General features: G+C 69.2%; 19 protein-coding genes and 3 pseudogenes. 16 read left to right on the top strand and 6 right to left on the bottom strand.

Annotated elements, in window-relative coordinates; translation table 11 throughout:
* Positions 1–4: 4 nt before the first annotated feature.
* Positions 5–598, bottom strand: coding sequence for a TetR family transcriptional regulator (locus ACFV2X_RS41710; protein ID WP_385626561.1), 594 nt, complete (start codon positions 596–598; stop codon positions 5–7).
* A gap of 114 nt (positions 599–712) precedes the next feature.
* Between ACFV2X_RS41710 and ACFV2X_RS41705 the strand changes: the two genes are divergently transcribed.
* Both ACFV2X_RS41705 and ACFV2X_RS41700 read left to right on the top strand, forming a co-directional pair.
* On the top strand, positions 713–1,645 hold the full coding sequence (locus tag ACFV2X_RS41705; RefSeq protein ID WP_385626530.1) for an oxidoreductase: 933 nt from the start codon (positions 713–715) through the stop codon (positions 1,643–1,645).
* A gap of 308 nt (positions 1,646–1,953) precedes the next feature.
* On the top strand, positions 1,954–2,121 hold the full coding sequence (locus tag ACFV2X_RS41700) for a DedA family protein (protein WP_385626529.1): 168 nt from the start codon (positions 1,954–1,956) through the stop codon (positions 2,119–2,121).
* A 787-nt stretch (positions 2,122–2,908) separates the two neighbouring features.
* Here ACFV2X_RS41700 and ACFV2X_RS41695 read toward each other — a convergent pair.
* The 3 genes from ACFV2X_RS41695 to ACFV2X_RS41685 all read right to left on the bottom strand — a co-directional run bounded on the left by ACFV2X_RS41695 (position 2,909) and on the right by ACFV2X_RS41685 (position 4,329).
* On the bottom strand, positions 2,909–3,388 hold the full coding sequence (locus ACFV2X_RS41695; RefSeq protein WP_385626528.1) for a DUF2231 domain-containing protein: 480 nt from the start codon (positions 3,386–3,388) through the stop codon (positions 2,909–2,911).
* A 71-nt stretch (positions 3,389–3,459) separates the two neighbouring features.
* Positions 3,460–3,681 carry a hypothetical protein gene (locus tag ACFV2X_RS41690; RefSeq protein ID WP_385626527.1) on the bottom strand — a complete coding sequence of 74 codons (222 nt, stop codon included), beginning with the start codon at positions 3,679–3,681 and terminating at the stop codon, positions 3,460–3,462.
* 237 nt (positions 3,682–3,918) lie between these two features.
* Positions 3,919–4,329 (bottom strand): winged helix-turn-helix transcriptional regulator, encoded by a 411-nt coding sequence (locus ACFV2X_RS41685; protein ID WP_385626526.1) that lies wholly within the window; start codon positions 4,327–4,329, stop codon positions 3,919–3,921.
* A gap of 119 nt (positions 4,330–4,448) precedes the next feature.
* Here ACFV2X_RS41685 and ACFV2X_RS41680 point away from each other — a divergent pair, with 119 nt between their 5' ends.
* From ACFV2X_RS41680 to ACFV2X_RS41640, 9 genes are all read left to right on the top strand, one after another.
* Complete coding sequence (locus ACFV2X_RS41680; RefSeq protein WP_385626525.1) at positions 4,449–5,162, top strand: DsbA family protein; 714 nt, start codon at positions 4,449–4,451, stop codon at positions 5,160–5,162.
* Between the two features lie 95 nt (positions 5,163–5,257).
* Positions 5,258–5,791, top strand: a complete 534-nt coding sequence (locus ACFV2X_RS41675; RefSeq protein WP_385626524.1) for a cupin domain-containing protein — start codon at positions 5,258–5,260, stop codon at positions 5,789–5,791.
* Positions 5,792–6,074: 283 nt separating this feature from the next.
* Positions 6,075–6,719 carry an FMN-dependent NADH-azoreductase gene (locus ACFV2X_RS41670; protein ID WP_385626523.1) on the top strand — a complete coding sequence of 215 codons (645 nt, stop codon included), beginning with the start codon at positions 6,075–6,077 and terminating at the stop codon, positions 6,717–6,719.
* A gap of 36 nt (positions 6,720–6,755) precedes the next feature.
* The gene (locus tag ACFV2X_RS41665; protein WP_385626522.1) at positions 6,756–7,421 is read left to right on the top strand and encodes an NAD(P)-dependent oxidoreductase; all 666 of its coding nucleotides are present in this window, start codon (positions 6,756–6,758) and stop codon (positions 7,419–7,421) included.
* A 90-nt stretch (positions 7,422–7,511) separates the two neighbouring features.
* Entirely contained in the window at positions 7,512–8,234 is a 723-nt protein-coding gene (locus tag ACFV2X_RS41660; RefSeq protein WP_385626521.1) for an SDR family NAD(P)-dependent oxidoreductase, read from the top strand.
* 216 nt (positions 8,235–8,450) lie between these two features.
* Entirely contained in the window at positions 8,451–8,813 is a 363-nt protein-coding gene (locus tag ACFV2X_RS41655; RefSeq protein WP_385626560.1) for an NAD(P)H-binding protein, read from the top strand.
* A gap of 617 nt (positions 8,814–9,430) precedes the next feature.
* On the top strand, positions 9,431–10,609 hold the full coding sequence (locus ACFV2X_RS41650; protein WP_385626520.1) for a hypothetical protein: 1,179 nt from the start codon (positions 9,431–9,433) through the stop codon (positions 10,607–10,609).
* Entirely contained in the window at positions 10,606–13,989 is a 3,384-nt protein-coding gene (locus tag ACFV2X_RS41645; protein WP_385626519.1) for a hypothetical protein, read from the top strand. The genes ACFV2X_RS41650 and ACFV2X_RS41645 overlap by 4 nt, the downstream gene beginning before the upstream one ends.
* Positions 13,986–16,736, top strand: coding sequence for an RNaseH domain-containing protein (locus ACFV2X_RS41640; RefSeq protein ID WP_385626518.1), 2,751 nt, complete (start codon positions 13,986–13,988; stop codon positions 16,734–16,736). Before ACFV2X_RS41645 ends, ACFV2X_RS41640 begins: the two co-directional genes overlap by 4 nt.
* A 176-nt stretch (positions 16,737–16,912) precedes the next feature.
* On the opposite strand, the gene ACFV2X_RS41635 is transcribed toward ACFV2X_RS41640, so the two are convergent.
* On the bottom strand, positions 16,913–17,839 hold the full coding sequence (locus tag ACFV2X_RS41635; protein WP_385626517.1) for a DUF6615 family protein: 927 nt from the start codon (positions 17,837–17,839) through the stop codon (positions 16,913–16,915).
* A gap of 219 nt (positions 17,840–18,058) precedes the next feature.
* On the opposite strand from ACFV2X_RS41635, the gene ACFV2X_RS41630 reads away from it, so the two are divergent.
* Positions 18,059–18,598, top strand: a complete 540-nt coding sequence (locus ACFV2X_RS41630) for a winged helix-turn-helix domain-containing protein (RefSeq protein WP_385626516.1) — start codon at positions 18,059–18,061, stop codon at positions 18,596–18,598.
* A pseudogene (locus ACFV2X_RS41625) lies at positions 18,595–19,144 on the top strand (transposase). The gene ACFV2X_RS41630 and the pseudogene ACFV2X_RS41625 overlap by 4 nt, the downstream one beginning before the upstream one ends.
* Positions 19,145–19,171: 27 nt before the next feature.
* On the opposite strand, the pseudogene ACFV2X_RS41620 reads toward ACFV2X_RS41625, so the two are convergent.
* Positions 19,172–19,369: pseudogene (locus tag ACFV2X_RS41620) on the bottom strand (transposase); the annotation flags it as partial.
* Positions 19,370–19,508: 139 nt separating this feature from the next.
* Between ACFV2X_RS41620 and ACFV2X_RS41615 the strand changes: the two are divergent.
* From ACFV2X_RS41615 to ACFV2X_RS41605, 3 genes and pseudogenes are all read left to right on the top strand, one after another.
* Complete coding sequence (locus ACFV2X_RS41615; protein WP_385626515.1) at positions 19,509–20,042, top strand: pyridoxamine 5'-phosphate oxidase family protein; 534 nt, start codon at positions 19,509–19,511, stop codon at positions 20,040–20,042.
* 23 nt (positions 20,043–20,065) lie between these two features.
* Positions 20,066–22,588: an excinuclease ABC subunit UvrA gene (locus ACFV2X_RS41610; RefSeq protein ID WP_385626514.1), complete on the top strand. Its 2,523-nt coding sequence runs from the start codon at positions 20,066–20,068 to the stop codon at positions 22,586–22,588.
* An 889-nt stretch (positions 22,589–23,477) separates the two neighbouring features.
* A pseudogene (locus ACFV2X_RS41605) lies at positions 23,478–24,122 on the top strand (hypothetical protein); the annotation flags it as partial.
* Positions 24,123–24,847: the final 725 nt, after the last annotated feature.

Genomic DNA, 24,847 nt, shown 5'->3' with positions numbered 1-24,847 from the left:
TCGGTCAGCCCGCATCGACTCCGAGTTCGATCACCGGTCCAACCAGGGCAAGAGCCTGATCGACGACCTCGTCTAGGCCTTCGCTGCCGTCGCTGTCCACCCAGCGGCGCAGGGCGGCTTGGAAGGCCGTCAGGGCGACACCGGCAGCGACGGCAGGACGCAGGTCGACGTCCGGGTCCAGTCCGGCGCGCAGGGCGAGGATGCCGGTCATCTCGGCCTGCCACTGGGACTGCCGCTCCAGGAAGCGGGCCAGAAGGGCCGGGGTGTCGAGGATCAGCCTGCTCACGCGCAGCATCTTGGCCGGATTGCCGACGCTCATCGAGGTGAACACCGACAGGGCACGACGCAACGCCACCGCGGGCGGCTCGTCGGCGGGCCGGGCGTTCAGCTCCGCGCACAACTTCACGCCGGCTTCCGCCAGCATGTGCACGATCACGTCTTCCTTGGAATCGAAGTAGCGCGAGAACGTACGGCGTGACATTCCCACGGCGGCCACGATCTGGTCGACCGTCGTCTCTTCGAATCCCTGGTCGGCCAGTAGCTTGACCGCGGCCTCCGCCAGTTCGCTGCGCACGAGCAGGCGCTTGCGCTCCGCCATGTTGGCCGCCGGGGCCGTCTTCGCATCTCCCACGACACCGATGCTAGTCCGAGCCAGGTGAGTCCCTCCAGGTCCTTATTGACTCACTGTGTCATGGACGGCAGTCTGGGTCTCATGTCAGACAGCAAATGGACCGCATCCCGCATCCCCGACCTGACGGGCCGGACCTTCGTCGTCACCGGAGCCAACAGCGGCCTCGGCCTGGCCACCACTCGCCACCTGGCGCGGCACGGTGCGCACGTCGTCATGGCCGTACGCAACGAGGCCAAGGGCCGCCGGGCCGTCGCCGACATCCGCGCCGCCGATCCCGACGCAAGCCTTGAGATGCGCCATCTCGACCTCGCCGATCTGGACTCGGTCAAGGCGTTCGCCGCCCGCGCGCACGACGACGCCCTGCAGGTCGACGTCCTGATCAACAACGCGGGTGTCATGACGCCACCCCGAACGCTGAGCCCCCAGGGCCACGAGTCACAGTTCGCCGGTAACCACCTCGGCCACTTCGCCCTCACCGGCCTGCTCATGGACCTGCTGCGGCAGGGGCGTGACCCGCGTGTGGTGACCGTCAGCTCGATCGGGCATCACGGCGGGCAGATCCACTTCGACGACCTCTCCGGCGCCCGGAAGTACCAGCGCGTGAAGTACTACGACCAGTCGAAGTTCGCCAACGTCCTTTTCGGTCTGGAACTCGACCGCAGGCTCCGCGCGGCCGACAGCCCGGTACGCAGCCTGCTCGCACACCCCGGGATCACAGCCACCAACCTCCAGCAAACTGGCCCGACCGGCCTGTTCCGGGTGGGAGGCGCCCTCGTCAACCGGCTGTTCGCCCAGGACGTCGAGATCGGCACGCTCCCCCAACTGCACGCCGCGACGGCACCGGACGTCGAGGGCGGGCAGTTCTTCGGCCCCGACGGATGGAAGGAGTTGCGCGGACATCCCACGGTCGTCCGCCCCGACCCTGCGGCGGAGGACCCTGACACCGCACGCCGCCTGTGGGTGCTGTCCGAGGAGCTGACCGGTGTGGTCTACGCACCCGCCCCTTCGGCATGACCCAAGGCCCATCTTCGGCCCGCATACAGCGGCAGCGGTGGGGGAGTGCCCTGAGGAGTGTGTGCTGCCGTGCCTCGGCCTCACGGCTCCGAACGGTGATGAGACTCTGAAAATCGGCCAGAGCTGCTTCTCTTCACTTGTTCCGGTTTCGGACGGTGTGGGGAGGGTGGGGAGTATGAGACATGCTTGAGGGGCCGCCGACCGTCAGGTCGGCGGCCCCTGGCCTCGGTTACGCGCTGGGCCGACGTTGCGAACGGCATCCGGGCACTTGGCTGGCGCGCCGGCTCTGATCCGACAGCTGGAGCGGCATGGCCCAGACGTTCCTGACGCGTCACGGCGGAACCGCCGTGCTCACCGGCAGGTTCGTCGGAGTCATCTGGGCCTTCCTGCCCTTCGCCGCCGGAGCGTCCGGCATGCCGTACCGCCGCTTCTTCTTCTACAGCGCGGCACGCATCGCTGGTCTGGGGCACCGGTAACGTGCTCCTCGGCTACTTCGTCGGCACGGCGGCGACCAGGGTCCTGCACTCGGCGCGGCTGATCGGCGCCGCCTTGCTTGCCGCCGTTGCTGTGGCGCTGTTCTGCGTTGTGTGGGTCCACAAGCGCCGTCGCGGCCGCGTGCAGGCCGCGAGTGCCGTGGTGGCGTCGGGCGGGGTTCCTCGAACCTCCGAACAGCGGCCAATGCGCGTCGTTCGTATTCCGAGGAGAAGTAGTCCATGGGACGCGCCGGGCAGCGCATGGAAACCGGCAGCCAGCTCGCCCACCCCGAGAACTTTCCGGCGGGACCTGCACTGACCGCGCGGCACCGACGTAGGCACGGGTCGCCCGCACCCTCGACAGACCCACGCCGCCGCACGCCAAAGGCGTCGGATTCGGCACCGACGCTGGTGATCGCCGACGTCCCGCCCGTCTCCCCCGGTACCCCAGCGGCCGCGCATGTCAGCACCCGGCGCGAACTCGGTGAGAACGGCAATGAGGCTTCTCAGCACCGCGGAGCGAGGTCGGACGGGACGACCGGGGCACTGGCGGGCGGCGGAGCAGCCGCCTCGACGCTCCCACGGACGCTGAATGCCGTCGAAGGCCAGACCGGTGTGGAGCTGGTCGCGACGATCAGCCGCCCGTCACGCCCTCGGCCCGGGCCCCCATTCGCAGGCCCCGGGCAGCGGTTCGAACCACTCCGGCGTTTCTGGTCAGGCCGTCCACCGCCACCCCGTCCTGCGTGGACGGCGGCGAACTGCCTGACCGCCACCGAAGCCCGACGGCGCGTCAGAGCACGCCGGTCCAGACCAGCTTGGCGCCCGAGTCGCCGGCCAGGTACGAGTAGACGAGATTGAGGCCGGAGAGGCCCACCACGACGACCACGAGCGCCGCAGGCGCCCAGCGTGGCATACGGGCTCCGCGCTTCGATCGAACCTGCAGCAACAACAGAATGGTCGTTATACCGAGTCCCAGACTGAGAAGCTGCAACGTGTCGGCGTAGTCCGCGTGTTGCGCCACCTTGTGAAGCACGCTGCTCGGGTAGTGCTTCTCGGTGACCACCTCCTGCAGGCTTTCACCGGACTCCCGGGCGACGATCGCCATGAGAGGAGTCACCACCGCGAGCACCCACACCACCCAGCCCAACTGGGGGCGGAACCGGGGCAGCATGGCGTATCCAGCAGCGCCCAGCGCCAGCAACGGGATGAGCACTACCGCCGCGTGCACCGCAAGCGGGTGCAGGGGGAGACCCATGATTTCTTTGAACACTGCTCGCTCTCGTTCCCTAGTGCGTGAATGCCGGCTCGGCCGTGGTCGACTCGTGCCAGCCCTCTGACGAGTCAGCCGACATGCGGACGAACGGCGGCCGTCTGCTCCACACCGGTCCCCAGCTGGACCGTGGCGACGGTGACGGCGCCGTTGGCCTGGTTGCCCGGCGAGACGCCTCGAATGGCCATGGGACCGGCCACCGCCGTGGTGACGAGGGTGTTCAGCAGGGTCTGCCCAGCGAGGCGCCCGACTGTCGGGGGCGGCTCCCGGTGCGCCGGGCGCGTCGGCGTCATGGTTGCCGAGGCCGGACAGTGCGGTGTTCGCCATCGGTACGTGCATCCGGCCCGGACCGAAGCCGCTGTCGACCCCGGTGAAGAGGACCTGGCCGACGGTCCGCTCGCTCTCGGCATGTGGCCCAACATGCATCAGATGACACAGTGTGTCAATGTTGGCCCGACGTGATCTATCTAGACGATGCGTCGGGCATCCGCGCTGCACCCGACGCCGACAGTCGATCGCTGATCCTGCGGTCAGGACCGGGCTGCTGGTGCCGCAGCGCGGGCCCGGTGCTCGCGGATCTCGTCGTGGTGGTCGGCGGCCCAGCCGATCAGGGATGTCACGATCTCGTGGAGGCCGCGCCCCAACGGGGTGAGCGCGTACTCGACGCGCGGTGGAACCTCCGCGTACGCGGTGCGGGTGATCAGACCGTCCTCCTGGAGCTGGCGGAGCGTGAGGGTGAGCATCCGCTGGGAGATTCCGGGGACCTGGCGCAGCAGGTCGGTGTAGCGCAGCGGGCCGGCCTCCACCACCGCGATGAGCAGCAGGCTCCACTTGTCGCCGACGCGGTCGAGGACCTGCCGGATGAACTCCATGTGCTCGGCGGGGATGCGGGCACACGGCCCCACCGCCGCCGCGCCGCCCGAACTGCCGGTGACCTCCATGACGCACATTCCTCTCCGGCACGAACACCGATGTGCCTTTTGTATCGACTTCCATACTGGCCCATCATGGCGCTACGAACAAAACGTAAGAATCAAAGCGCAGGCATGGGAGGCGCGTCATGAAGATCGAGGTCTGGGCCGAGGTCACCTGCCCCTGGTGCGGACTGGGCAGCCACCGTCTGGACCGGGCTGTGGAGCGGTTCGAGCACGGCGACGAGGTGGAGGTCGTCCACCACTCGTTCCCGCTGAGCAGCTCGTTCCCCGTGGATGAGACGTTCAGCGTCCGTGACGCGCTGCTGCGCCGGCACGGCATCGGCGGCTCCCAGGCCGAGGCGTCCACGCGCCGGATCGAGGCCCTGGCCGAGGCCGAGGGACTCACCCCCTACAAGGTGCTGGACAACCTGGTCGGCAACACCGACCTGGCGCACGAGTTCCTCGCCCACGCCTCCGCCGAGGGCAAGAACCGCGAAGCCTGGGACGCGATCTTCCGCGCCTACTTCGGCCAGGCCCGCCCCGTCTTCAGCATGGACGCCCTGCTCGACCTGGGCCAGGAGATCGGCCTGGACCGCGAGGGTACCCGCCGGGCGCTCACCGAGCACCGCTACCAGCGCCACGTCCGCGACGATGCCGCCCGCGCCCAGCGCCTGGGCGCCACCGGCGCGCCCTTCATCGTCGTCGACGGCACGTACGGCATCCCCGGGGCCCAGGACAGCGACGGCCTTCTCCACGTGCTGCGCACGGCCTGGGACGAGTCCCACCCGCTCACCCTCGGCACTGACGGCGACGCTGCGGTCTGCGGCCCCGACGGCTGCGCCGTACGGGCCCACAGCTGACCTCCACCGGTCACCCCCCACTTCTTACTGCTCCGCCCTGACCGCCCCACCGGCGTTGCGCAAGTGATCGAATCACGAGAAAAGGAGTTCCAAAGATGAATGCAGAGCAGACCAATTCCGATCGATCCTCGCAGAAGGCTCGATTCATCAAACTTGGACCAGGCGAGGGTCTGGAAACTCGCGTCAACATCGCACCGATCTACTTGCTCAAAGCGGGCGCCGCCCATACCGACGGCCAGTACTCAGTCCTTGAGGTCTCGGTGAACCACGACCTCCCACTCCACATCCACGACACCGCTGACGAACTCTTCTTCCTGCTGGAAGGCACGCTACGGGTGACCTTTGACGACGAGCAGCATGAGGTCGGCCCGGGTAGTTTTATGTTCCTGCCTGCAGGGATTCCCCATGCGGTTAAGACGGTAGGGGAGACCGTGCCGCGTCTTCTGCAAATCTCGGTTCCCGGAGGTTTCGAGCACTTCATCGAAGATATGGTTGAGCTTCAAGCCAAGGGTAAGGCGATGGAATTGGATTCGGAGGAGTTCCGAGAGTTCTCGCGTAAGCACGACTGGACCTTGCTCGGGTCGGCTGGAAGCGCTGATCCCAACGCTGACGAACCGCAGGCTTCGTAGCTGCTGATGCCGCCCGCGCCCAGCGCCTGGGCGCCGCCGGCGCGCCCTTCATCGTCGTCGACGGCAGGTACGCCATCCCCGGCGCGCAGGACAGCGACGGTCTTCTCGACGTGCTGCGCACGGCCTGGGACGCATCCCACCCGCTCACCCTGACGACCGGCGGCGACGCTGCGGTCTGCGGCCCCGACGGCTGCGCCGTACCGGCCCGCAGCTGACCTCCACCGTTCACCCCACGATCCGCCCCCCGACCCACCCTTGATCGTTTCGAAAGGCTGAGTTCTCCATGTCCTACCTGCTGCACATCGACGCCTCCTCGCTCGACGAGGCATCCGTCTCCCGTCAGGTCGCCCGGTCCTTCCGTGAGGAGTGGAAGGGCGCGGTCGTCCACCGCGACCTGGCCGTCTCCCCCGCCCCGCACCTCAGCGCGGCGGGCATCACCGCCCGCACCACCGACCCCGCCGAGCACACCCCCGAGCAGGCGAAGGCCCTGGAGGTCCAGGACGAGCTGATCGAGGAGTTCCTCGGCGCCGACGCCTACCTGTTCACCGTGCCGATGTACAACCTCACGATGCCGTCCGTGTTCAAGGCATGGCTGGACCAGATCATGGTCGCCGGGCGCACCCTGAGCTTCGACGGACCCCCTCCCACCCTCGGCCGCCCCGCCACGGTGATCTCCGCACGCGGCGGCGGCTACGGCCCCGGCGCCCCCAAGCACGGCATGGACCACCTGGTGCCGACGCTGGAAACCGTCCTGGGCCACCCGGCCAACCTCGGCCTCGACCTGACGACGGTCCTGCCCGAACTGACCATGGCCCCGTACGTGCCGATGATGGCCCCGCTGCTGCCGGTGCACGAGGCGTCCATGACCAAGGCGCACGACGAGGCCCGCCGCCTGGGCTCTGCCCTGACCGGCCGACAGGCCGCCTGATCCACCCCTGAACTGCCCGAAAGGCGTTTGATCACCATGAGCAACCTCCTGGTCCTCGGCGGCAGCGGCCGCACCGGCGTCCACGTCCTGGAGCACGCGGTCCGGCGCGGCCACCGCGTCCGCGCCCTGGTCCGCAACCCCGACACGGTGCAGGCACCGGCCGGCGTCGAGCTGATCCAGGGCACGCCCGCGGACATCGACGACATACGCCGGGCCGCCGAAGGCACCCAGGGGGTGATCAGCGCGCTGGCCAACGCCCGCGCCTCCGACAACCCGTGGGCCAAGCCGGTCAGCCCGCCGACGTTCATGACCGACGCCGCCCGCAACACGCTCACCGTCATGCGCGAACAGGGCATACCCCGCATCGTGCTGACGTCCACACAGGGCGCCGGCGACGACTGGACCCGGCTCAACCCGCTGGTCAAGGCGTTCATCAACCTGTCGAACATCAAGGCGGGCTTCGCGGACCACACCGGCCTCGACCAGGTCGTCCGCGCCTCGTCCGGCATCGACTGGACCCTGGCCCGCGCCGTCGCCCTCACCGACAAGCCCCTCAGTGGCCCCGTACGGGCAGCCGAGGCCGGCACCGAAAAGCCCGGCGCACGGATCAACCGCGCCGACCTCGCCCAGTTCCTCGTCCAGACGATCGAGGACGACACCTGGATCCGCAGGGCGCCCCTGGTCTGGAACACCCGTGGCTGACGCCCTCGGGCGGTCCGACATGAACCGGACCCTGTTCCACCCCACCCCACCACCGCGCCGCAATCCGAACAGTGAAGGGGAGAACATCCCATGTCCAAGGTGATCGCCATTTTCGGCGCCGGCAAGGGCCTCGGCGCCTCCGTCGCGCGCCGCTTTGCCCGCGAGGGTTTCCGTGTGGCGCTCGTCGCCCGTGGCAAGGAGCGTCTCGACGCCCTCGTCGAGGAGCTGAAGGCCGAAGGCATCGACGCGGCCGGTTTCACCGCCGACCTGTCCAAGCCCGAGCAGGCCGGCGCCACGGTCCAGGCCATCCGTGACCACTTCGGTCGCATCGACGTGGTCGAGTACGGTCCGATCAGCGGCGAGCAGGCCTTCGCTCCCGCCGCGAAGCTGGACGCGGCCACCCTGCGCAAGGACAGCCCGCTGCTCCTGCTCACCCCGGTCGAGGTGGCCCAGGCCGTGCTGCCGGAGTGGAACGAGCGCGGCGATGGCGCCTTCCTGATGACCACCGGCGCCACGGCCGGCTCCCCGCGCCCCTTCGCCAGCGGCGTCGGCCCGCTCATGGCAGCCGCCCGCAACTGGCTCTTCTCGCTCAACGGCGAGCTGGCCGACGCCGGCATCTACGCCGGCACCCTGTCCATCGCCGCGTTCATCGCCCGGAGCGAGATGGGCGAACTCGCCGCGAGGAGCCTGGCCAAGACCGGCTCCGGCACGGGCCCGCTCGTCGACCCGGACGCGCTGGCCGACCAGTACTGGGACATGTACACCAAGCGTGACCGCGTCGAGCAGCTCTTCCCCGAGTACGACGCCGCCTGAGGTAACGGCTGGGCAGGTGCTGCCCTACCGGCCCAATAGGACACCGCGCGGGGTGCGGCGCCCGGACGCACAGCCGTGCCCCGACGGTAGTCGAGCGGGAAAGCCCACGAGCCTCCGTGGCCCGGCAGCGCAGCCCGCGTTGCCGAGCCCTCAGCCGCCCCGCCATCAGCTCACCCGACCTCATCCCTGCCGTGATCCACACACTGTCAACCTTGCCTGGGGGCGAGTCGCTCCGCGAGGTCCGCTTCAAGCTGTCGAACATCGGCGGGCTTCGCGGACCACACCGCCCTCGACCAGGCCGTCCGCGCCACGTCCGGCATCGACTGGACCCTGGCCCGCGCCGTCGCCCTCACCGACAAGCCCCTCAGCGGCCCCGTACGGGCAGCCGAGGCCGACACCGAAAAGCCCGGCGCCCGGATCAACCGCGCCGACGAGCATGATCAACCTGAGCGTGGTCTGCCTCCTTGGACCGCTGCCCGGCGGGGTCGGCGCACGTCCCTGGCTTGGTCCCCGCGTAGTTCAGAGAAGTCACCGCAACATCCGGACGGCTCGGCCATCTCGTCATCCCCGACCTGCTGAAGACCACCCCGGCCAACCAGATCACCACCGTCGCCCCCACCCTGCAGATGGCCGACGACCCGGCTACCCGCCTCGTGAAGGTCGCCGCCGCTCGACCACGACTATCCCGAAACCTTCGACGACCTCATCTCCGGCGACTCCTACGACAAGGACCGTGGCGCCCAGACCGGTCCGTCGTCGACGCCGCCCAGGCAGCCAGCGCCAGCCTCATCGCCTACACCAGTGCCCTGGGCACCCTGAGCGTCTCGGCTTCGCCGACGTTCACCGGCACACCCACGCCGGGCCCCTTGATTGAGGGAGACAGGAGAGACGAGTCGGCACCTGCTGGTGCCGCGACGAGGGCATCCGTTCCAGACACGGGCAGCCGAGGAATCGACTCACGCGACAGCCCGCTACAGCGCCGGGCAGGCAAGGACATGATCGGCCGCATACGGTTGCCCTTCTGCCGACGGGAGTGCTGGCTTCCCCGACCGGTCGGCCGTGGACGTCCTCGCCTGCACTGAACGTGGCGAAACCGCCTAATAGTGATCTTCTTCTCCATAATGGGAGAGATGTGGCCAGTCTGACGGCCCCTTTGAGGACGAGGACCTCCTTCTGTGCTTGTTACCGCCGATGTCGTGCCTGCCGAGGTCGATGAGCTGGATCCGGGCCAACGCATCGCCTTGGAGGCGTGTGTCATCGCGGCCATAACGTGGTGCACGCCGGAAGGGGAGGCACGCGCACGGGCTCGACTGCTGATGGAGTGTCACGGGCGTTTTACACGTGCGTGGGGCGTACACGGCAAGGGCGCATCCTTCTCCGACTTCCTGGAGCGACTGTGCAAGGCCCCGGTCGGCGAGCTGCTGCCCGGGCCGGGCTCATGGTCGAAGCTGTGGGACGTGCGTCTGCTCGAGGACGACGGCACGGCCACACCGGTCTTGACCCGGTTGGCGATGGAGGCCTCGGAGCAGGCCCAGGAGGTGCCCGGGATGGGCGCGGACCTGCGCCACCTGCACAGCGTGCTGCGGGCCCTGGGCAAGCTGCCGACGGGCGCCCGGCTCTCGCGCATCACAGCCGAGGCAGTGCAGCATGCGGTGTTCCGGGCGCTCCAGCAGGCCGGCTTCGCCGCCTACACCGAGGGCCGCAAAACCCTGGTCACCAGGCCCGTGATGGCGCGGCGCGCCCTCGCCCGACATGCGCACCTGGTCGACCTCGGGGTGTACACGGCCATTTCGCCGATGCGACAGTTCGCCGGATGGTGGGCCTCGTGCCCGTTCTGCCAGTGGACCCTGCGCGCCGTTCCCCGGGGGCGCCACGCTGCTGATCTGCGGTGCGAGGACAGCCGGCATGTGGAGCGTGGTGCCCGGTTCAGGATGTCGCTGCAGGACGGACAGTGGCGGCTCGCCCCCGCAGGCGGAGAGATCCGCGCGATGCCCAAGCTGCAGCCGGTGGAAGGACACGTCGCGCTGTCCTACGGACTGTGGCAGTGGATCGTCCTGCCGGGCCTGCTGGAAATCGAGTTGAAAGAGCGCGCCGAGAAGGCCCGCGCGCACGTGCGCCTGTGGCCGTACGGCGACAGCTACGACCTGCACATCACGAAAAACGGCATCACCTGGCGTGTCGATGTCAAGACCTGGGCGGATCCGCAGGGAATCGCCGAACGGATGCGGGAGGACCCCGAGGGCTGCGCCGGGCTGATCGTGGTCATCCCCGAGCACCTGGGCGGATACACCGGGCTCCTCGCTCGCGCCCTGGGCCCGCACGGCGCCCGGGTGATGACGGACGTGTCCCTGATCGGCGAGGTGAGCGCAGCATGAGCCGCGTTCTGGGCGCAGCGCTCGCCCTGGCCGAGCACTACTTCCCGGCGAAGGACGCCGAGGGCCGGACGGTAGTGCGCATCGAGGATGCCCACGTCCTGCTGTCCGGGCAGGCAGCGCGCATCTGGCCGGAGTGGGACGGCCTGGCCTATGAAGAGCAGCAGCGCATCGGCCGGCTCGTCGCCCAGCGCTCGCGCGGTGAGGCCGACCTGGCCTCGCTGCAGCGGCGGGTACGCAAGGGGTTCGACCAGCAGTGGGAAGACCCCGTCGTGCAACGCTACGCGCCCGGCGCCCGCGCGGGCGGGCGCATGGTGGAGGTCTACCCGCGCCACGGGCAGCACCCACTGGAGTCGGCCGACCGGCTGCTGGTGCCCGAACAGCGCAAAGGACGCATCGAGGTGGCCACTGGCGGCACCTGGGTGGCCGCCAGCCCCCGAGGGCCGGTCCAGCTCGCCTTCGAGACGGGCAAAGTGGACTACGCGCCTCCCATCGTGACCACTGTGGACGCCACCGGGCCGATCCCCATCGACCCGAACCTGCTGGGATGGCTCACCCGCGCGGCGGACAACGCCATGAAAGGCCCTGCCTTCCGCGAACACCAGGTCGGCCTCCTGCTGAGCGGCACGATGGGGTCGGGCAAAGAACCGCCGCACTCCGCGGTCTTGATGGACCCGGGGCTGATGCGTCATCTGAGCGCACCGACCGGGGTGGGCAAGAACGTCTTCGCCCGCGCCCAGGCCAAGCAGCTGGCCCGCGACGGCCACACCGTCGCTCTGCTGGTGAGCGACAATGCCGATGTCTTCGGCGAGGTGGCCACGCTGCGCCGGGAGCTGGCAGCACTGCAGCTCAAGGTGTCCGTGACCCCGCTGATCGCACCAGGCAGTCGGCACGAGTTCACGCTGCAGACCGCGCACAAGGCAGTGGACGAGCACACACCCCTGTCGCAGATGCCGACCGAGCTCAGCGAACGGCTGTCCGAAGCCGGCTATGGCTGCGCGGCCCGAGCCCATCTGGACGGGCGCGACGGGTTCGCCGACGGCCAGGAACCATGCACGACCCTGCACCACACCGACCCCACCAGGCCACAAGGGGCGGCACTGTGCCCGTACGTGAACCGGTGCGACAAGTTCTCGCACATCCGCGCCGCATGCTCCGCCCAGATCATCATCACCACGCATGCCTGTTTCCAGCGCGGCATGGTCAAGATCCCAGTCCTGGTCGACGGCGAACTGCGCCGGCAGATGAGCGTGCGGGAGCTGCTCTTGCGCCGCACACACCTGGTGATCATCGACGAGGTCGACGCCTACCAGTCCAAAGGCTTCGATACCTCACAGAGCCTGGTACTGGCATCGGTCAGCGAACCCAACACCGCCCTGCGCAAGGTCCGCGACAACCTGCACCGCGCCCCCGCACGCCTGCGCGTGGACTCGCGCGGATCACTCACCAGAGCCGTGTGGCTCGCCGAGCAGCTGCTCGACCTCGTCAGCAGCGGCGAAATCTGCACCGAGACGCACCAGGCCCGGGCGTTGGCCGCCGGCCAGGACCCCCGCCGGATGCGGCAGATCCTGCAGGACCGACGGCGCTGGTACCAGCTCCACCGCTGGGACCGGGAACTGCTGGACAACCTGATCGGCGTCCCCGGCGACGCCAGCGCCAGTGCGGAACAGATGGACCAGTTGCAGGCGCTCCTGCCGCCGGTCGCCGCCCGGCCGGAAGACCGCGTAGCACCTGCCGTCCTGCCCCGACGGCTTCGCCCCATCCCCGACCTGCTGGAACGAATGCTCAGCCTCGACGAAAGCGGTCAGTGGGAACTCGACTCGATCAAGGAAGAGCTAAGGACGGTCGTTGAGAACGCCGTCAAACAGCTCGCCCAGCACCGCGCACATCCGCAACCGGAAACCTGCCATCCCTCGCCAGCAGATGACGACGATGGCCACAGCGACGAAGAGGCGCAACCAGACCTCCCCGCCACGGCTGTGGCAGGCGGCGTGTTCCACGCGGTGATGATGAAGGCATGGCTGAGCGCGCTGAACCACACCGTGTTCGATCTCGCCGACCGAGCGGGAGAACTCGCCGGGCACGCCATCGACGGCGCCTCTACCCTCGCCGACACCGTCGGCCACCGCGACACCGGAAACATCGTGCCCTTCGGACCGCTGGGACAGCAGATCAGCGGCTTCCGGTTCGAGGGACTAGACGACCCCACCGCCAAGCCACGCCTGCTCATGGAAGTCCTACGCGGCGATCCCCACACCGAGACCGCCTATCTGGGCGACATCGTGTCCCTGGCGCTGGCCGGCCACCGCCGGGTGGTGCTGGGGATGTCGGCCACGGGATACCTGCCGGGCGCCGCGCGCACCCATCTGCTGGCCGAACCGCAATGGGCCATGCCCGACGCCCAGCGCGGCGGGCTGAGCATCTTCCGCAGCACCCCCGCCGTCGACAACCTCCCGCTGGCCGTGGGCAGCACGCCCTACCACGAGCGCGACCTCCACGTATCCGCGCTCGCGCGCGGATACGCACCGGCCCTCGTGAAGGATCTCCAACGCCTGGCGAGCGACGCCGCAACCGCCCACCGGGCCCGCGCACTGATCGCCGTCAACTCCTACCGCCAGGCGCGCATCTTCGCCGCCGCCCTGTACGAGGCCGCTCTCACGCTCGGCCGGAAGCTGAAAATCTTCGTGGCCACCCCGGACAAACACGACCCCGACCTGCCATCGGTACCCGACGCCGTCACCCTGGTCACCCGCGACCAGTTCTCCCGGCTCGCCGACCGGGGCGGTGATGTGCTCATCTCCCCGCTGCCACGCACCGAACGAGGCCTGAACATCCTCACCACCGCGCCCTCAGGCAAACGCGAATCGGCTATCACCCTGATTGGTCTTGCCATCCGCCCGGTGATGCCGGTCGACGAACCCGCCGCCCTGTCCGCCAGCGTCGCCGCCCGCGCCTGGCGCTCCACGCCGCGCCCCCACAGCACCCCCGCTGCCCGCCTGGCCGCCATCCGCACAACGGCCCGCACACGCCTGTGGGCCATCCTCGCCGCCCCCAAGCGCTTCACGGCGCTCCCCGAGGACCTGCGCTGCGAGCTGATCGCGACGGTCCTGGGACAGTGCATCCAGCTCGCCGGACGCGGTCGGCGTGGACAGACCCACGTCGAACTCCACCTCATCGACGGCGCCTTTCATGACACCACCTGGGGCACCGACCTGCCCACCCTGGTGCGCGAACTCTACGAGAGCTACAGCCCTCGGGAACTCGCCGGCACCGGCCGCACGTACGGCTACACCGCCGAGGAGTTCCTGCAATACGCCCAAGCCCCCCACCTGCTCACCGGGCTGCGCAAGGGGTACCCCGACCACTTCGGAGCGGCCGCATGACCGTGTGTCCCGCCGGCGACGAACACCGCAAGCGCGCCGGTCTGTTGCAGTACCGCACCCATCCGAAAGTCCTGGGCAGCGTCTTCGCCTACCGACCCGGCCCGGTCGCCCTCGAACTGTGGCACGACCTGTGCCGTGCCTACAAGGAGCGGGTGGGTGACAAGAAGCAGGACGTCCAGCCTCCCTACCGCTCACTGGAAGCCATCTTGCGCGCCGTACTGGGAACATGGGCACGCTGGGACGTCAGCGACGGACGGGCACAGCTGCTCACCGGCACCGAGATGTCCAGCGAGGACCGCAGAGACGTCTTCCTCTACTGGGGCGAGGCCGTCCTCCCCAGCGAGCCAGGACACTCAGCCATCCAGCGGATGGCCGATGCGATCGCCGCCACTCCGGCCCTGCCCTATCCCGACCTGCCCCGCTCCGTGGCCGGACGGCGTTCCCTGCAATGGTGGCCGGGAGAACTGGCCCGCTGGCGCCTGGCCGAGGACCTGGCCGCCATCAACTGGCAACTCGGCGGGGAGAAACCGGCCCGTTTCGTGCTGTGCACCGATGGCACCCTCGCCGCCACCGGCCACGAACTGCCCAGCGCCCCGGACACGGAGGGGCGGGTGCGCCGGCTCCTTCCCCGCATCAAGATCGGTACCGCTGCTTCCGGGCACTCCACGCGTCATGCCGTCACCGTCAACGCCGTCACCACCTTGCTGGCCGACCGCTGGTACAAGGTCGCCACGGTCCTGCTCTCCAACCCCGATCAGCCCCTCGCCGTCGCCGCCCACACCGACGGACCGCCCTGGAAACGCCGACTCAACGTGCCCGCCGTGGCCGCCAGCCGGCGACTGGCCGGATTGCCACGCCTGACTCACCGGGTGCCGCCTTTCCCCGAGGCCCTGGAGGAGAACCTCATCGCGGCCACGGCCGATCTGGGCGCGGTGCGCGCCGTGGCTCCTGAAAGCGTCATCACACCCGGCCTGGGCCGCGGACACGGTATGGAGATGTTCCGCCGGATCGAGGCGCACATCGAGGAGCACTGCGAGCCCTATCGGGAGTCCTCCCCCCTGTACATCGAAGTGCCGGGCCTGTCGGTCCCCACGACCAATACCGGGGTGCGCACCAGCGGCCCGATCCTTCCCCAGCACCTGCCCTCCGCCATGGACGCCGCCGGCATCGGCCATCTGCTCCTGGTGGTGCTCTACCACACCGACGAAGTCCGCTCACGGGTCCAGCGCGAGATCGCACGCCAGTGGCACCTGGGCGACACCTTCGTCGCCTTCGACGGAACCGTGAAGCATGACGTCATCCCCGGCCGCGTCGACGTGCTCTTCCTGCAGGACAAGGCAGGCGCCCTCGCACACGGCCCGGCCACCGCAGAGCACCGGCAACAACAGCTCGCCGAACTCCTCGCCCCTTTCCAAAGGGAAGAGCAGGTCATCACCGCCCTCTGCGAGACGGAATGGGACCCCAACCGCAAGTACCCCACGCCCCAGGAGAAGCAGAAGGCAGAGGCCGAGGACGGCAAGTGGCCCTCCAAACAAGCACTGGCCCGGCTCGGCATCAGCTCGCAGTACATCAAGCAAGCCCCGCCGCCCGTGCCCACGCTCAAGAAGAACGGCGATCCCTGTTCGCCGTACTTCATCAAGAAGGCGACCGAAACGCGGGAGGGCGGGCTGACCAGCTCGACGGAGTACGCGCTCCGTGACATGGCCCGTGGCCTTGGAATCGTCGACCACCGCCTCGGCGCCGCGTTCGGCAAACTGCCGTTGCACCCCTGGTGGCACATCGGCATCCACATCCGGCGGCACGCCCAGCCCCGTCAGTACGGTCGGCGAAACACCAAACCCGCGCCTGTGACGATCACGCTCGCGGCCATCCGGCCCGTCGCAGGCCCGAACGAGCCGTGGACCGTGTGGGCCTACTCGGCGGTCACCTCACAGTGGGAGCCTTACCGACGCACGCGACTCGCCGTCCAGTCAGCCCACCTCGGATTCGATGTCTCGGGCTTCTCCACCATCGGCGACGAGAGCCACCAGGCGTCGGCCGGAGCGCAGATCACCGAAGCCGCGCTCATCGCCGCGCGCACTCAACTCCCCCTGCCCGGCCCCATGGTCATCTACGTCGACGGCGACACCACCGAATACATCTGGGCCGGCCTGCGGGACGAGAACCTCGGACAACAGCCCCCCGCAGACCTGCCCCGCCCCGCCTCCTGGCTGCCCGGTCACGGCTTCCCCCCAGCCCAACGGCCACTCGCCGTCGTCCGCACCATCACCGACCTCGAACGCATCGGACGACCAACCGGCGCCTATGTCCGGAACAAGAATGACCAATGGTGCCGGACCAAAACCACCGAAAGCCCATACCAGCTGGTGTCCGACGACGGCGCAGGCTACGTACCCGACTTCCTCCTCACCACCGTGCCCCGCCCCTGGGCCGCCGGACCTCCCGGCCGATTCGGCTCCGACTTCTCACGCTTCGCTCCGGAAGCCGCCAACCGGCAGGGGAAGAACGGCTACGCACACACAGCCGTGCGCCTCACCACGATCCCCACCGCAGAGAACGCCGATGCTGACCTCATCGGAAAGGCGGGCGTCGTGCTCATCAACCAGGGCGTCAGCTGGGACGGCCGGCAAACCGAGCCCACCCCCCTCCGGCTGGCAAGACAGATCGACACCAACCACCCCTACTACCGGCGCAGCTGCGAAGAGCCCCAAGACCCCACGCCGCCAGCCCAAGCCCCGGACAGTTAGTCCGAACTGTGACTGAGCGCCGTACCTGGCCAGACTGGCCAGGTACGGCGCTCAGTTAGGTGCACCAGCGCGAACCAGGTCGTTGAAAGCAGCCGGACGCGTCAGCTGCGGGACGTTTCCGAGGGTTTGGCTGGCCCTCGCAAAGCGGAGCTCCGGTGGCTTCAGCGGCAGCGCTCTTACTTCCGCTTCCGTGCCCGCTTCGGCTTCCGCTCAATGATCACCGTCTGAGGCGCGGTAGGCGCCTCGTCCTCAGAAGCCGGCTCAAAGCGACCCGGGGTGCTCCTGCGCATCGCCTCGACGTACGGCGGTAGCTCGAAGGTCCGCTGGTCTCGATCGACCGGGATCTCTCCGAGGTGCCCCGAGGCGTCCCGTGCCCCGCGGGCGCCACCTCGCCGGGTGAGCACATCAAGCGTGCCGTGGACACGGTCGACCCAGTCACCGCGGTCCAACCTGGGGTGCCAGCGCTCCTCCCCTCGCTTGGAGTCCCAGGGCGGGAACCCAAAGGCGTACGACCAGGGGACGGCCGCTGACAGGTACCTCTGTACGCGGAATCTGGCAGCGGCGGGTGCGGCGATGTCGCTGAGCTTCTTGACGTCCAGGGTAGAGATGATGGCGCAGCCGTAGTGGCGAGGCTCGGCGTGCTTGCAGTCCTTGTACGAACTCAGCCCTGGGCAGGCGTTCCACTGGGCCGGCGGCGCCCAGTACGTTCCTTCCTCGAAAGTGCCCTCGGGCCAGCCGTTATAAAAGACGTGAAACGCGTAGCGGGCCTGATCAGGGTTACATCCCTTGATCAACGTGTCGTACTGGAACGCGTCTTCGCCTGCTCCACGGTGCTTCAGCATCCGGTAGGTGTTGTCCTCGTAGACGCGCTTGGCCTGGATGCGAAGGCAGATCCACCCCGCCTGGTCGTCTCCAATCCACCACTCCCAGTCAGCGCCCGAATTCCGCTCTTGCACCTGGTTGCTTTGGTAAGTCAGCAACCCAGGGACTTGGTTCTGGAGCGTAAAGAGCAGGTTGTCCGTGACAGCCGTCTCGTCGAACCTGCGCCCGGGAAGACGCCCGAACTCGATGCGTCCCCAGGTCTCTATCGCTGCCGTGTCCATGGCCGTGCACAGGGCTCGGAGACTTTCTATCGCCATAGTGGCACTCTTCCATGTTGGACCGATCAGCACGGGGCGTTGCGTGAGTTGGACGGCGCGCTCGGCCCCCGCACATTTCTGAGGGTGTGCGGGTCCAGCAATCCCCGGCGCCGCCGTTACTGACCTTGCTGGCGTGATGTCGCGGTTGCTGACAAACGGTGGTTGTCGCGGTAGGCCGGTTACATGAGGTATCCACAAGGGGGCGGGCTGACCGCGGAGCGGCGGGCGTTTCGCGAGCACATCCGGATGCAGGCCGCCGAATTATTCGCTCTGGGACACGACAATGCCGCGGTCGCCAAGCGGTTACGTGTCAGTGTGCGGTCGGTACAGCGGTGGCACCAGGCATGGGAGCACGGCGGAACGGCAGCCCTGGAGTCGAAGAGGCCGGCGTCCACGCCCAAGCTGAGTGAGGCACTGTTCGAGGTGCTCGAGCAGGAGCTGGCCAAGGGGCCGGTAGCGCAGGGCTGGCCGGACCAGACCTGGACACTGGCGCGGATCAAGACGCTGATCGGGCGCCGGTTCCACAAGAGCATGACACTGTCGGCCATCGCGCAGATGCTGCACCGGCATGGTTTCAGTCACCAGGTCCCGGCCCGCCGCGCGGTGGAGCGCAACGCGGAAGCCGTCACCGGCTGGGTGAAGGAGACCTGGCCTCAGGTGGAAACGCCGTGGCGGCGCTCGGGGCCTGGCTCTGCTTCGAAGACGAGGCCGGCTTCTCGATGACGCCGCCCACCACCCGTACCTGGTCCCGGCGCGGGCACACACCCGTCATCCGGGTCCGCGGACGTTCCCAGCGGCGCATCTCCATCGCCGCTTTGGCCTGTTACAAGCAGGGCGAACGCTCCCGCCTGATCTACCGGCCCAAACGGCACGTCGATCACAAGCGGGGCGGCAGACGCAGTTTCACCTGGACCGATTACCGAGACCTGCTCATCGCCGCCCACCAGCAGCTCGGCGCGCCGATCGTGCTCGTGTGGGAGAAACCTGAACGTCCATAGAGACCGCCGGCTGAGGGAGTTCATCGACACCCACGACTGGATCACCTGCTACTTCCTGCCGGCCTATGCGCCGGATCTCAACCCCGTCGAGGGCATCTGGTCACTGCGGCGGCGCAGTAGCCAGGCCAACACCGCCTTCGCCGACCCCGACCACCTCATGCGTGCACTTCGGCACGGTATCCGCGCGATCCAGTACCGCAGCAACCTCATCGATGGATGCCTCGCCGAAACCGGCCTCACCCTGACGACATCACGGCAGCAAGTTCAGTAGTTGGCGAGTCCGGGCGTGAGACGGTCCCCGCCAGGCACAGCCACTGACCAGCACGTAGATGATCGCCGCGAACAGCGTCTCATCAGGCGTGTCCTGCGTCCCGCCGCCCTGTGGCCGCACCTTCGACGGCGGGATCAACAGCTTGGCGGTCTCCCACAACCCGTCCGGAACAATCCAGCACCGCCCAGCCGCGGGCGCGGCGCAGGGTCGCGGTGTCCTCTGCACCCTGCCCACACCCCGATGGCAGGGTGCAGAGGACACCGCAAGAAATACGACAGAAGATGTCGAGTTTTGTGGAGACAGTGGGGGCGCCGGTCGGTGTCGTGGTGGCGCGGGCCGGGACGACGGACAGACAAGGACCCTCATGCGTGAGACACCCGACGATCTCCACCGGCTCCAAGCCCTGCTCGACGCCTCGCTCGCCCGCTCCACGGCGCACCTGCGGTCGATCATCAGCAGCCAGCGCACGCTCACCGCCGAGCAGCTCACCGGTGTGCTCACTGGCATGTGCACGCTTGCGCTGTCCACCGTGACGGCAAAGGGCGAGCCGCGGGTCAGCGGCGTGGACGGGCACTTCTTGCACGGCAAATGGCACTTCGGCACCGCGCGCGGCGCCGCCAAGGCCCGGCACCTCGCCGCCCGGCCCGCCGTCAGCGCCGCGCACATGCGCGGGGAGGACCTGGGCGTGTTCACACACGGCACCGCGGAGGTCCTCAACCCCCGAGACGGCGAGCCGGCCGCCGACTGGCCGGACCTGCTCGCGTACTTCCGGGACTTCTATGGCGACGACGCCTTCGACTGGGACAACGACGTGGTCTTCTACCGACTGCACCCGCAGTGGATGGCCGTGTTCGCCCCCGACCTCGCCAAGCTCGGCGGGAAGGCGGACGAGGCGTGACCCCGCCCGTACCAGACACGCGCATGCCGGCCCCACACGCTGCCGGGGCCGGCAAGACGCGCGACACCATCGACGTCGTGGGCGCCCGCACCAACAACCTGCGCGACGTGTCCGTCAGCATCCCCAAAGGCCGCCTCGTCGCCTTCACCGGCGTCAGCGGCAGCGGCAAGACCTCACTCGCCATCGACACCCTGCACAGCGAGGCCCAACTGCGGTATCTGGAGGGCCTTTCGCCGTTCGTACGCCAGTACATCACCCAGCGCAACCGCCCCAAGGTCGACCGCATCCTCGGCCTCAGCGCCACACTCGCAGTCGACCAGCGTCGCCTGAACCGCAACCCCCGCTCCACGATCGCCACCATCACCGGGATCGATGGGCACCTCGGACTGCTCTACTCGCGCCTCCCGCGGATCGGCCCGGACACGGACACGGACCCGGCCGCGGACGCCGGCGCCCTGACCACTGCGCACTTCGACCGCCACACCCCCGAAGGCAGCTGCCCGGACTGCCACGGCGTCGGCGGACGCTGGCAGGCCCAGGAAGACCTCGTCATCACCCACCCGGACCTCCCCCTCTTCGAAGGCGCCTCCCCCTGGTACGCCAAATGGCGGTCCGGAGAGCACATGTTCGTCCCCGCACTCGCCGCCAAACGCGGCGTGGACCTCGACCGCCCCTGGCAGTCGCTGCCCGCAGCTTTCCAACACGAGGTCCTGTACGGCACCGGCGAGGAGGCGGTCGAGGCCACCATCGACATCCCGAACAAGAACGAGACAGCTCGTATGACCTACACCTCCAGCCAACCGCTGCGCGGCGCGCTCGCCGAGGTGGAACGGGTGTTCGTCAACGCCCAGACGGCCGACGCCAAGCAGCGCTACCTCCCGTACATGCGCAAGCAGCCCTGCGGCACCTGCCACGGCAGCGGATTCGACCGGGTCGCCCGGTCCGTACGTCTCGGCGGCCTGACCTACCCCGAGCTACTGGACGTGGATGTACGCGAGGTCCGCCGCTGGGCCGGGCACGTCGCCGACTCCCTCGACACCCGGCAGCGCACCGTCGGCGAGCCCCTGCTGCAAGACCTCGGACGCCGGATCCGCCTCCTGGACCGGCTCGGTCTGGCCCACCTGCAGCTGTCCCGCAGCGCCGCCACACTGTCCGGCGGTGAGTTGCAGCGCACCCGGCTCGTCGCTCAGCTCGGCACCGAGCTGAGCGACGTCATCTTCGTCCTGGACGAACCTGGCGCCGGGCTGCACCCGGCGGACAAGAATCACCTCCTCGGCATCGCCCTGGAGTTGCGCGAAGCTGGCAACACCGTCCTCCTCGTCGAACACGACCCCGAACTGATCGCCCGCGCCGACTGGATCGTCGATATGGGCCCCGGCGCGGGCCGCCTCGGCGGCGAGGTCCTGGTCTCTGGCTCACCCGCCCTGGCCGCCGCCAACCCCACCTCGGCCACTGGCCGCTACCTGGCCGGCAACGGGCCGCGGCTGCGCCGTACCCCCCGCCCGGTCCGCGATGACGCCGACTGGGTGGAACTGCACGGCCTGCGCGCCCACAACACGGCCGCGGAGCTGCTGCGCCTCCCTGCCGGGCGGCTCACCTGCCTGACCGGGGTCAGCGGCAGCGGCAAGAGCAGCGTCCTGGGCGCACTCGCCGCGGGCGCGGCGGCCGCCCTCAAAGGCACGGCCGCCGACACCGTGCGCGAGGTGACCGGACTCGACGGATTCGGCTGGGTCGCCGTGGTCGACCAGGAACCCCTCGGGCGCACGCCGCGATCCAACCCGGCCACGTACAGCAAGGCGTTCGACATCGTCCGCAAACTGTTCGCCGCCACCGATACGGCACGCGCGCGCGGCGTCGACGCCTCCTGGTTCAGCTTCAACACCACCGGTGGCCGCTGCGAGACCTGCACCGGCTACGGCCGCAGGCTCGTCGACATGCACTTCCTCCCCGACATGTGGGTGGTGTGCGACACGTGCGACGGCCGGCGCTACGGACCCGAGGCCCTGGAGGTCACCTACCGGGGGCTGTCCGTCGACCAGGTGCTGGACCTGACCGTCGCCGAGGCCGGGGAGGTCTTCACCGAACCCCGGCAGCTCGCGGAGACCCTCACTGCGCTCGACCGGGTCGGGCTCGGCTACCTCCGACTCGGCCAGAGCGCCACCGAGCTGTCCGGCGGCGAGGCCCAGCGTCTCAAACTCGCGTCCGCGATCCAGCGCGGCGCGGTGAGCCGCAAGGCCGGCCTCGTCATCCTCGATGAACCCGTCTCAGGCCTGCACCCGTCCGACATCCAGCGGGTCGTCGACGCGCTCGACATGCTGCTCGACTCCGGCAACACCGTCGTCGTGGCCGAACACGACATCCCCGTCGCCGCGTCCGCGGACTGGGTGATCGACCTCGGACCGGGAGCCGGCCCCAACGGAGGCGCAGTGGTCGCACAGGGCACCCCCGACACCGTCGCCGGCGCGGACACTCCCACCGCGGTATACCTGCGCCGGTACGCGGCCGGCCTGCCACTCCTGGACGCCTCGGAGGACGCACGGCGCTGACGTACGGCGTGCCGGCGCGACCGGGAGGGTCGCATGCGTGGTCCGCGGCGGCTGTCCCTTCGCCACGGGCCACACATGGCTTGCACCGGGACCGGGGCAAGCCCGAGCCGCCGCGTATCTCCGTACACGACCACAACTCACAGTCGCCAGACCACGGCTCGCCAACTACCGATCAAATCCGCCAACTACCGATCAACGTCACAACTGGTGCTATAGGGGTCGAAGCGGGCCCCCTTGTCGACTCTGGTCGGCCCGACCACGGACCCCTTGTCCGATTCGGCGTGGGCCGCCAGGAGCGGGCGTTTCTCCTAGACCAACTTCGCTACCGGCCGCCATCAGGTCGCGGACAAGGGGTGGGTGTTCACGATGGCCGCCACGCGCCCGCAGGAGGGGCATGCAGCGGCCACCGAGCCATCGGGGCACTCTCCCCCTCGCGCGGGTGCGCCACCGGCCGCCACAGGGCCGGTGGAGGAGGCCGCGACGCAAGGGAGAGACCCGGGATGATGACCGAACACAGGCGCCCGCCGTACCCTGACCGCGCCGCCGACCGGCGAGCCGCGGGCCCCGCGCCGGGAGGGATGGTCGGCTGGACAAGCCGCCGCAGTCCCCTGCTGCCGGCGCTTGCGATCCCACTGCCGTACCCACTTCCGTGCCCGGCACGAGAGCTGACCGCATTTCCCCAGGCCACCACGTCCTTTCGGTGCTGGAGCGCGCCGTCACAACCCTCTTCCCTCCTCCTCTCACTGACCAAACCCTGGGAAATAGGTGGGGGTGGGGTGTCAGTGGTGGAGGCGATCACCGGGATCAGGGCGCGCCTGGTGCCCTCTGCGGCCGGGCGGGTCCGGCGTCCGGCCGGTGGCCGGACGCGGACGACGGGAGGGCGCACCTGATGGCGGGCAATCGCAAGACGAACGAGGCAGGATCGACGACCGGGCACCGCGCCGATGCGCTGCGCGTGCTCGGGGTGCTCAAGGCAGCGACGGCAGACCAGATCCAGCGCCTGTCCTCACCGCACCTGACGTACCGGCACACCACGAAGAAGACGCCAGCCGTGCAGAAGGAGGCGCGCACCGCCTCCCATCGCGGCGCACTCAACGATCTGCGCAGGCACGGCCTGTCCGTCGACGGCGGCCGCACCCGAGGCGGGGAGGAGGTGCGCCTGCTCACCAAGGACGGGCTGGCCGCCGCCAGACTCGAGTTGTACCGGGGGCCGGAGGAGATGGGCGGCATGCCCAAGAGCGCGGGCCGCTCTGGTGCCTCGCACGCGATGACGGTCAACGAGACCGTCATCGCGATGATCCGCCCGAAGCCCGACCTTCACCTGGTGGCCGGTCAGCCGGCCGAAGCCATCGCGGCCGCCCAGGCCTGTGTCGACGCGCCCAACGGGATCGGCACCATCACCTCCTACGCCACCGAAGTCGCCCTCCCGGCGACCGGCACGTGGAAGAACCCCGGCGTGGGATGTGCCTGGGCCGACATCGTCCTCACCGCCCCAGAGGCCTGCCTGCCGCTGTTGTTCATCGAGGCCGACAACTGCACCGAGGAAGCCCCGGTCATCGCGGCCAAGTTCGACAAGTACATGCGCCACTTCCACCGCAAGGTGAAGGACACCGACGGCCAGGACAAGCCAATGTGGCGCACCCGCTGGTCCGCTCCCGATCCCCAGTGGGGCGACGCGACCCACCCGCCGGTCCTGCTCGTCTTCCACCAGGTCGGCAAGCGGACCGCGCTGAAGCAGATGGAGCGGGTCGCCGACCTCACCCGCGAGCACTGGCAGGGACGGTGGGCAGAGGGCGGCTTCCGCATCTACGACGGGAAGATGCCGATCGTGGCGACCACGCTGGAGTTGCTGCGCGAGCACGGCCCGGCCGGACCCGCGTTCTGGCGCTTCGGCCGCGAGGACCGACAGAACCTCTGGGACGCGATCGGCAACCCCCGCAGGGATGCCGCCCTCGCCCGCCGCGCCGAAGATGCACGACGCCGCCAAGCGACAGGAAGCAGCCGAACGCGAGGCTCAGCGGCCGGTGTGCGTGTCCTGCGGGACCAAGTTCACCGACGACCGGTGGAAGGCCAGCATCGCGGTCGACTGGGGCCGCGGGGACAGCCACCCGCACCTGTGCGACGACTGCAAGGCGGGGGGCACTCGAAGCGGAGCGGCAGGCGGAACAAGACGAGCGCGACCACCAGGAGCAGGACCACCAGGAGCAGGAGCGCCAGGAGGTGGAGGCGGCGCAGGCCTCGAAGGCTGGCGGCTGGTTC

The sequence above is a fragment of the Streptomyces sp. NPDC059679 genome (assembly GCF_042734105.1).
In the GTDB taxonomy this organism is placed as follows: domain Bacteria; phylum Actinomycetota; class Actinomycetes; order Streptomycetales; family Streptomycetaceae; genus Streptomyces.
This window is presented reverse-complemented; position numbering and strand designations above follow the sequence as displayed.